Consider the following 2422-nt stretch of genomic DNA (forward strand, 5'->3'; position numbering starts at 1 on the left):
ATTCATAAAGATTATAAGCATTTAGCGAAAGAAGGAGAATAGTCATGAAAAAATTTCCATTCAAAGTACTAACTTTAGCTACATTAGCAACTGTTATAACTGCTACTACCGGTAACACTATTCATGCATTTGCACAAGAAACGACCGCTCAAGAACAAAAAGTAGGCAATTATGCATTGGGCCCCGAAGGACTGAAGAAAGCATTAGCTGAAACAGGGTCTCATATTCTAGTAATGGATTTATACGCAAAAACAATGATTAAGCAACCAAATGTAAATTTATCTAATATCGATTTAGGCTCAGAGGGGGGAGAGTTGCTCAAAAATATTCACCTTAATCAAGAGCTGTCACGAATCAATGCGAATTACTGGTTAGATACAGCGAAGCCACAGATTCAAAAAACTGCTCGTAATATTGTAAATTACGATGAACAATTTCAAAATTATTACGACACATTAGTAGAAACTGTACAAAAGAAAGATAAGGCAGGTCTAAAAGAGGGTATAAATGATTTAATTACTACAATCAATACAAATTCAAAAGAAGTTACAGATGTGATTAAGATGCTACAAGACTTCAAAGGGAAACTATATCAAAATTCTACAGATTTTAAAAATAATGTTGGTGGTCCAGATGGGAAAGGTGGATTAACTGCAATATTAGCAGGTCAACAGGCAACGATTCCACAACTTCAAGCTGAAATTGAGCAACTTCGTTCTACTCAGAAAAAACATTTTGATGATGTATTAGCATGGTCAATTGGTGGTGGATTGGGAGCAGCTATTTTAGTTATTGCAGCTATTGGAGGAGCGGTAGTTATTGTTGTAACTGGCGGTACAGCAACACCGGCTGTTGTTGGTGGACTCTCGGCTCTTGGCGCAGCTGGTATCGGTCTAGGAACTGCGGCTGGTGTCACAGCATCTAAGCATATGGACTCCTATAATGAAATTTCTAACAAAATCGGAGAATTAAGTATGAAAGCAGATCGTGCTAATCAAGCAGTTCTTTCGCTTACTAACGCGAAAGAAACATTGGCATATTTATACCAGACTGTAGATCAAGCGATATTGTCTCTAACAAATATTCAAAAGCAATGGAATACAATGGGCGCAAATTATACAGATTTATTGGATAATATCGATTCTATGCAAGACCACAAATTCTCTTTAATACCAGATGATTTAAAAGCCGCTAAAGAAAGTTGGAATGATATTCATAAAGATGCAGAATTCATTTCAAAAGATATTGCTTTTAAACAGGAGTAGAACTGAAATTTAAAACCTAAATTGGAGGAAAATGAAATGATAAAAAAAATCCCTTACAAATTACTCGCTGTATCGACGCTATTAACTATTACAACTGCTAATGTAGTTTCACCAGTAACAACTTTTGCAAGTGAAATTGAACAAACGAATAATGGAGATACGGCTCTTTCTGCAAATGAAGCGAGAATGAAAGAGACCTTGCAAAAGGCTGGATTATTTGCAAAATCTATGAATGCCTATTCTTATATGTTAATTAAGAATCCTGATGTGAATTTTGAGGGAATTACCATTAATGGATATGTAGATTTACCTGGTAGAATCGTACAAGATCAAAAGAATGCAAGGGCACATGCCGTTACTTGGGATACGAAAGTAAAAAAACAGCTTTTAGATACACTGAATGGTATTGTTGAATACGATACAACATTTGATAATTATTATGAAACAATGATAGAGGCGATTAATACAGGGGATGGAGAAACTTTAAAAGAAGGGATTACAGATTTACGAGGTGAAATTCAACAAAATCAAAAGTATGCACAACAACTAATAGAAGAATTAACTAAATTAAGAGACTCTATTGGACACGATGTTAGAGCATTTGGAAGTAATAAAGAGCTCTTGCAGTCAATTTTAAAAAATCAAGGTGCAGATGTTGATGCCGATCAAAAGCGTCTAGAAGAAGTATTAGGATCAGTAAACTATTATAAACAATTAGAATCTGATGGGTTTAATGTAATGAAGGGTGCTATTTTGGGTCTACCAATAATTGGCGGTATCATAGTGGGAGTAGCAAGGGATAATTTAGGTAAGTTAGAGCCTTTATTAGCAGAATTACGTCAGACCGTGGATTATAAAGTAACCTTAAATCGTGTAGTTGGAGTTGCTTACAGTAATATTAATGAAATGCACAAGGCGCTTGATGATGCTATTAACGCTCTTACTTATATGTCCACGCAGTGGCATGATTTAGATTCTCAATATTCGGGCGTTCTAGGGCATATTGAGAATGCAGCTCAAAAAGCCGATCAAAATAAATTTAAATTCTTAAAACCTAATTTAAATGCAGCGAAAGACAGTTGGAAAACATTACGAACAGATGCTGTTACATTAAAAGAAGGAATAAAGGAATTAAAAGTGGAAACTGTTACTCCACA

Annotated in this window: 2 protein-coding genes; both read left to right on the forward strand. The window is 35.1% G+C overall.

Annotated features, from left to right (window positions below; genetic code table 11):
- Positions 1-44 precede the first annotated feature (44 nt).
- Complete coding sequence (hblD, locus tag ACQGSG_RS28280) at positions 45-1265, forward strand: hemolytic enterotoxin HBL lytic component L1 (RefSeq protein ID WP_000714435.1); 1221 nt, start codon at positions 45-47, stop codon at positions 1263-1265.
- A gap of 36 nt (positions 1266-1301) precedes the next feature.
- Positions 1302-2422, forward strand: a 1121-nt coding sequence (gene hblB / locus ACQGSG_RS28285; RefSeq protein ID WP_426948636.1) for a hemolytic enterotoxin HBL binding subunit HblB, incomplete at its 3' end; no start/stop codon positions are given.

Source organism: Bacillus sp. GMa5/1 (assembly GCF_050172015.1).
GTDB classification, from domain to species: Bacteria; Bacillota; Bacilli; order Bacillales; family Bacillaceae_G; genus Bacillus_A; species Bacillus_A cereus.